This is a genomic window from Lishizhenia sp. (genome assembly GCF_057456495.1).
Map to the genome: position 1 here is coordinate 1 of NZ_JBVCPV010000160.1, position 7,163 is coordinate 7,163.

The 7,163-nt window shown below is 38.0% G+C and carries 4 protein-coding genes and 1 pseudogene; 4 read left to right on the forward strand and 1 reads right to left on the reverse strand.

Annotated features, from left to right (window positions below; genetic code table 11):
• Positions 1–289, forward strand: a 289-nt coding sequence (locus AC22ZQ_RS11145; protein WP_318958848.1) for a T9SS type B sorting domain-containing protein, incomplete at its 5' end; no start/stop codon positions are given.
• A gap of 370 nt (positions 290–659) precedes the next feature.
• Here AC22ZQ_RS11145 and rpmH read toward each other — a convergent pair.
• Positions 660–821, reverse strand: a complete 162-nt coding sequence (gene rpmH / locus AC22ZQ_RS11150; RefSeq protein WP_318958849.1) for a 50S ribosomal protein L34 — start codon at positions 819–821, stop codon at positions 660–662.
• A 161-nt stretch (positions 822–982) separates the two neighbouring features.
• Between rpmH and AC22ZQ_RS11155 the strand changes: the two genes are divergently transcribed.
• The 3 genes and pseudogenes from AC22ZQ_RS11155 to AC22ZQ_RS11165 all read left to right on the forward strand — a co-directional run.
• Positions 983–2,803 carry an ABC transporter ATP-binding protein gene (locus tag AC22ZQ_RS11155; protein WP_318958850.1) on the forward strand — a complete coding sequence of 607 codons (1,821 nt, stop codon included), beginning with the start codon at positions 983–985 and terminating at the stop codon, positions 2,801–2,803.
• Between the two features lie 237 nt (positions 2,804–3,040).
• Positions 3,041–6,316 carry a WD40/YVTN/BNR-like repeat-containing protein gene (locus AC22ZQ_RS11160; RefSeq protein WP_318958851.1) on the forward strand — a complete coding sequence of 1,092 codons (3,276 nt, stop codon included), beginning with the start codon at positions 3,041–3,043 and terminating at the stop codon, positions 6,314–6,316.
• Between the two features lie 100 nt (positions 6,317–6,416).
• Positions 6,417–7,163: pseudogene (locus AC22ZQ_RS11165) on the forward strand (hypothetical protein); the annotation flags it as partial.

Sequence of the window (7,163 nt, forward strand, 5' to 3'; positions counted from 1 at the left end):
ACCTGGTGATGATGGTAAAAACGAAATGTTTACTTTCTTAACAGCTTCAAATTACTCTTCTATTCGATTAGTAATTACAAACAGATGGGGTAACGTAATGTATGATCATACAGAAGAGTACGATTCAGCATTGTTACCTTCTCAACAAACAATGCCTGCTTGGGATGGTACGAACAAAAGTGGTACTCCAGCAGCAGAAGGAACATACTTCTACTACTTCTATTTAGAAGGAACAAGTGATGATAAAAATTCAGAAGGTCAAGGTTTCTTACAATTGATTAGAAAATAAGACCACTTAACGAATACAAAAGGCTTCTCCAACGAGAAGCCTTTTTTTTTGTTCAATAATTCAAGGATACAAGGAGAACAACATACCACTCCGTCTTGCTCCCTACTCTCTTTCATTACTCACTTCTGTAGCAGATAGCAATGGCAGCTTGCTTGCTTAGGGAGTTAGTAAAACTCCTTGCACTATACGACCGGAGGAAGTATAGTTAAAAGGATGTGTTTTACTTACATCACTAAACAAGCAACTACAATGGATAGCTGCTTCCCGCCAAGGTACTTGGAGGGTACAGCCTCATTATCCAATACAAAATATTAAACACAAAAAAAGCCCGACTATACAGTCGAGCTTCAATATTATATATATGCTAAGATTATCTCTTCGCTAATTTGTTGTCAGATACAGAAAGGCTTTTTCTACCTTTTCTTCTACGAGCAGCTAATACTTTACGACCATTTTTAGTCGCCATTCTGCTACGGAAACCGTGCTTGTTTCTTCTTTTTCTTTGTGACGGTTGGAACGTTCTTTTACTCATGACTTTCTATTATTAAGTATTTTAATTCAATCTTGTTTCCAGTGTTTCAGGGTTGCAAAGATATATAAATTTTCTTTTACGCAAAATACTTGCACAAATTTATTTAAAAATGAACAACTTATTCTACGCAAGCGTTACTTTTGTCCGAAAATAGCACGTAAATGTTAGGACCAAGAAAGAAAGGCAAACGAGAAAAAGTAAAATTAAGTAAAGAATCTGTACAAAAAGCAAAAGGAATCTTCTCTTATTTGAAGCCCTACTCTTTTGTTTTTGCCATTGGATGGATTTGTTTGGTACTTTCTTCGCTTTCTGGACTTGCTTTCCCATATTTAATGGGACAGTTATTAGGTGGAGAATCTGCTGAGACGCCAGCGTCAATGTCAGACACCGTTAGTCTTATTAACATGGACAACGTAAATGATGTTGCCATTTTACTTTTGATATTATTCGGTGCGATGTCTGTATTCTCTTTCTTTAGAGTAGTACTTTTTACCAACGTTACAGAAAACACCTTAAGAGATATCCGCAACGACGCATTCTCTAAATTGATTTACATGCCCATGGATTTCTTCAACCAAAACAAGGTTGGAGAATTAACCAGTAGAGTTTCTAATGATATTACGCAGGTACAGGAGACCTTGCGTACAACCATTGCTGAGTTCTTTAGACAGATTATTACTGTGGTAGGTTCTGTACTTTTCTTGGTGTTGACTTCTTGGAAGTTGGCTTTGATCATGTTGTCTACCGTACCGGTTATCGCTATTATCGCCGTTTTCTTCGGAAGGTTTATACGTAAACTATCTAAAAACGCACAAGACTTTAATGCAGAAAGTAACTCTATCGTAGAGGAGGCTTTGATGGGAATTACAAACATCAAGTCTTTTACACACGAGATGTTTACCTTAAACAAATACAAGAAAGCTACAGAAGAAATTAGAAACCTAAATGTTAAAAGCGGATTGTGGCGAGGAGTTTTTGTTTCCTTCATGATCTTCTTTATGACGAGTGCCATTGTATTTATTATCTGGCAAGGTATTAAAATGACACAAGGACCAGATCCTGAAATTTCATCGCAACAATTCTTTTCATTCATCATGTTTACCATAATGATGGGAGCTTCTTTTGGAAGTATTCCAGATTTATACGCAGGAATTCAAAAATCTATCGGAGCCGTAGAGAACTTGATGAACATTATTTCTGAAAAAACTGAATTTGAACAGAAAAAAGGTGAATTGCAACCTACCTTAGAAGGTAACATCAGTTTTAAAGATGTAAACTTTGCTTATCCTCAACGAAAAGATATAGAAGTCTTAAAAGGAATTTCTTTTGAAGCACAAAAAAACCAAACCATTGCATTGGTAGGAAGTTCAGGAGCGGGTAAGTCTACCATTGCCTCTCTCCTCTTTAACTATTATGATATTGATAGTGGTTCTATCTCCTACGATGGTAACAAAGTTGAGGACATCTCTGTTGAACATTTGCGTTCTCAAATGGCCATAGTGCCACAAGAGGTTATTTTATTTGCAGGAACCATCCGCGAAAACATCAATTTTGGAAAGGTTGATGCTACAGAAGAAGAAATAATTGAAGCGGCTAAAAAAGCCAATGCTTGGGCATTTATTAAAGACTTCCCACAAGGGTTGGATACAGAAGTTGGAGATAGAGGTATTCAGCTCTCAGGTGGACAAAAGCAACGTATAGCTATCGCAAGAGCTTTATTAAAGAATCCACGTATATTAGTTTTAGATGAAGCTACATCTGCTTTAGATTCTGAATCTGAAAGATTGGTACAAGAAGCATTGGAGAACTTAATGCAAGGAAGAACCTCTATCGTAATTGCTCACCGTTTGTCTACCATTAGAAATGCAGATAAAATTTTGGTTTTAGAACACGGTAAAGTTGTAGAACAAGGTACACACAGTGAATTGGTTCAAATTGAAAACGGAGTGTACGCAAACTTGAGTCAATTACAATTGAACTAAATCATCTAAGAACATTGAGTGTAATAAATGAGCACTTAGAATGATATATGAACGCCCGGCTTGAAAAAGCTGGGCGTTCTTTTTTAAACAAGGGTTATTTAAAAATGTCTGTTGTTAGTTTTTAACCAGCGAAGTATAATTCTTGAATCTTTAATTCTCCTTTCCCTTCTAAAAGTTTAAATATCTAAGGGTCTAAAAATCTAATTCCTATATTTAAGGTCCATAAAACTCAAAACCATGAAAAAACTTTCCGCATTCGCTTTAAGTGCCCTGTTTATTGCGGGTACTGCAACTGCACAGAAGAAAGATAAAAAAGAAGATGCTGTAATAGCTCCTAGTAGTTATGCCGCTCTTAAATTTAGAAATGTTGGTCCGGCTGTTACCTCTGGTAGAATTGCCGATCTCAAAGTTCACCCCAACAATCCGAATGAGTGGTTAGTTGCTGTGGCTTCTGGTAACGTTTTTAAAACCACGAATCACGGTACTACCTTCACTCCAGTGTTTGATAATTACGGTTCTTATTCTGTAGCATGTGTAGAATATGCTCCAAGTAACCCAAATACAGTTTGGTTGGGGTCTGGTGAAAACAACAACCAACGTTCAGTAGCTTATGGAGATGGTGTTTACAAATCCTTAGATGGTGGTAATACATGGAAAAACATGGGGCTCAAGAACTCCGAACACATTGGGAATATTATCATTCACCCAGAAAACGAGAATATTGTTTGGGTAGCCGCTTATGGTCCACTATGGAGCAAAGGTGGTGAAAGAGGCGTTTACATGACAACCGATGGTGGTGAAACATGGACACAGACTTTATTTGTCTCTGAAAACACAGGGATTTCAGAAATTGCAATAGATCCGTCTAATCCAGATATTTTATATGCTGCGGCACACCAGAGAAGACGTCACGTTTATACGTATATAGGAGGTGGACCTGAGTCTACCCTATATAAATCTACGGACGGTGGAAAAACGTGGAAAGAAAGTGCTAATGGACTACCAACGAATGACATGGGTCGTTTAGGTATAGCAGTTTCACCAGCTGATCCCAACGTAGTTTATGCCATAGTAGAAGCACGTTATGGAAAACAAGGTTTTTACAAATCAACCAACAAAGGTGAAAGCTGGAGCAAGCAATCTGGTCACGTAACCTCGGGTAACTACTACCAAGAAATCATTTGTGACCCCTACGATGTAAACAAGGTCTTTTCTATGGATACTTGGTTACACCACACAGAAGATGGAGGGAAAACTTTCAAAAAAACAGGTGAAGCCAATAAACACGTGGATAACCATACGATTTGGATCAACCCTAAAAATACAGACCATTGGTTGGTAGGTTGTGACGGTGGTATTTATGAAACCTACAATCATGCACAAGATTGGAAATTCTACGCAAATTTACCGGTAACTCAATTTTACAAGGTGGCGGTTGACAATGCAGAACCTTTCTATTACATCTACGGAGGTACACAGGATAACAATTCCCTGGGTGGACCTTCACAAACGATTAACAATGCCGGTATTTTAAATTCAGACTGGTTCATCACCAATGGAGGTGACGGATTTGAATCTGCGATAGACCCTGTTGAACCGAATATAGTATATGCACAATCGCAATACGGATGGTTGGTGCGCTATGATAAAAGTTCTGGAGAAAAAATGGGAATTCAGCCACAACCGGGAAAAGGAGAAGATGCTTACAGATGGAACTGGGATGCCCCCTTGTTGATTTCTCCTCACGATCATAAAACACTTTACTTTGCGGCCAACAAGCTTTTCAAGTCTACAGATAGAGGTAATTCTTGGCAAACTATTTCGCCTGATTTAACGCAACAAATCGATAGAAACGAGCTTCCTGTTATGGACCAGGTTTGGACGATGGATGCAGTAATGAAAAACAAATCAACGACCATTTATGGTAACATTGTAGCTCTAGATGAATCTCCTGTACAAAAAGGTTTGTTATACGTTGGAACAGATGATGGTTTAATCCAAGTTTCTGAAGATGATGGTAAAACATGGATTAAAATTGAAAGTGTTGAGGGAGTTCCTGCCAATACTTATGTAAATCAATTGTTTGCTTCTAAACATGATGCAAATACAGTTTATGCCATTTTCAACAACCATAAAAATGGTGACTTCAAACCTTATGTTTACGTGAGTAACAATAAAGGGAAAAGCTGGAAAAACATCAGTAATAATCTTCCTGAAAAAGGATCCACTTACTGTATGGAACAAGACCATAAAAACAAAGACTTACTATTTGTAGGAACTGAATTTGGAGCCTTCTTTTCAACAGATGCCGGAGCAAACTGGAATGCTTTGAAAAAAGGTTTACCAACCATTGCCGTACGCGATATGGATATTCAAGAAAGAGAAAATGACTTAGTTTTAGCCAGTTTCGGTAGAGGTTTCTATGTATTAGATGATTACGCTTTGTTGCGCCAGTTAAACAAAGAAAACTTAGATAAAACAGCACATTTATTCTCTACTCCTACTGCAGACCTTTATGTTCAAAGTAGTCCGCTTGGCTTACGAGGAGTAGGATCGCAGGGCGCGGCTTTATATGCAGCAAAGAATCCTAAGTTTGGAGCAACTTTCACCCTTCATTTAAAAGACGAATACAAAACTTTAAAAGACGAGCGTCAAGAAGCTGAAAAGGAAAAAGAGAAAAATGGTGAAGCCAATGTTTACCCAACATTAGAAGAGTTAAGAGCTGAAAAAAGAGAAGAAAAAGTTCAACTTATTTGGGTAATTACAGATGCTGAAGGAAATCCTGTAAGACGTTTATTTTCTACTCCGCAGCAAGGAACGCAGCGCATGACTTGGAACTTAAGATTGCCCTCTACGAACCCAATTCGTTTAAAGAAATTTAAACCTGGTAGATACAGTAACCCAGATGAAGGTCCTTTGGTTACTCCTGGAACTTATCAAGTAACCGTTTATTTGGAGGATAATGGTGAAATCACGGAATTAGTTCCGTCATCTAACTTCGAGGTGAAGCTTTTAGAAAATCAAATGTTAGCCAATCCTTCACAAGAAGAGAATTTGGCCTTTGCACAACGTATGATGGAAATCAACAGAAAGATTTCTGGTACAGCAAGTATGTATGTTGAAAACGAAGAGCGTTTGAAATACATTAAAGCGGCAATTTTACAAGCTCCGAATGCTGACTTAAGTTTAATGAAGGAAGTAAAAGCTCTGGAGAAAATGGCCGAAGAAATTAGAATTAAAATGTGGGGAGATGGATTAAAGTCTAGTTTAGAAATAGAAACAGCTCCAAGTATTGCTGGTCGTGTGGGTACTGTAAACTATCAACGTTATGGAACAACAGCAGCGCCAACAACTACACAGCAAAACGACATTGCAATTGCTGAAGAAGAATACGCAGCATTACGTCCGACTATAGAAACGTACATGGCTCGTGTAGCTGCCCTTCAAGAAAAATTGAATGCGGCAAATATTCCTTACACAAAAGGAAACAACAAAAACTTCAAAGCAGAATAATTTTTTTTACATATCGCCTATTTTTCGATAAAATTCATCGGGAAATAGGCGATTCTCTTTAAATGGATTATTTTCGAATCCGCTAAAAGAAACTCATCATATGCGTTATATATTTCTCGTACTAATTTGTACAATCTCCCTAGGTTTAAAGGCGCAACACACCCTTACTTTTCCAGAACTAGTATTGAAAGGAGAACAAGTTTCCTTCACCCTTACTACTTCTGAGGAAATTAATCATGTATGGATTAACGGTCAAAACATCGCCCTCATACCAACAGAAGATGGCTATAAAGGAGAAGTGGAAATCCACGATGGAGAAATAGAACTCAACGCGGGTTACACCCACAACGAACCTATGGTTATACCGGGTTGGTTGAGTTTATTACCTCCGCTTATCGCTATTGCACTGGCATTACTTTTCAAAGAGGTGATCTCATCCTTATTTATTGGAATACTCGTAGGAGCAGCAGTTTTCTCTTGTTATGCAGATGGGATTATCGGAATCTTTAGTGCATTTTTAACAGTGTTGGACAAATATATGCTTCATGCATTATCGGATGGGAGCCATGTTTCGGTCATACTCTTCTCCCTACTTATTGGTTCCATTGTTGCACTGATTTCTAAAAATGGAGGGATGCAAGGAGTAGTTAACCGCATCGTGAACTTTGCACAAACTAGAAGATCTGGAATGCTCACCACTTACTTTTTGGGGATTGCAATTTTCTTTGATGATTATGCCAATACACTTGTGGTAGGAAACACCATGCGTTCGGTTACCGATAAATTGCGCATCTCTCGTGAGAAATTGGCTTATATTGTTGATTCTACTGCAGCACCAATTGCGGCT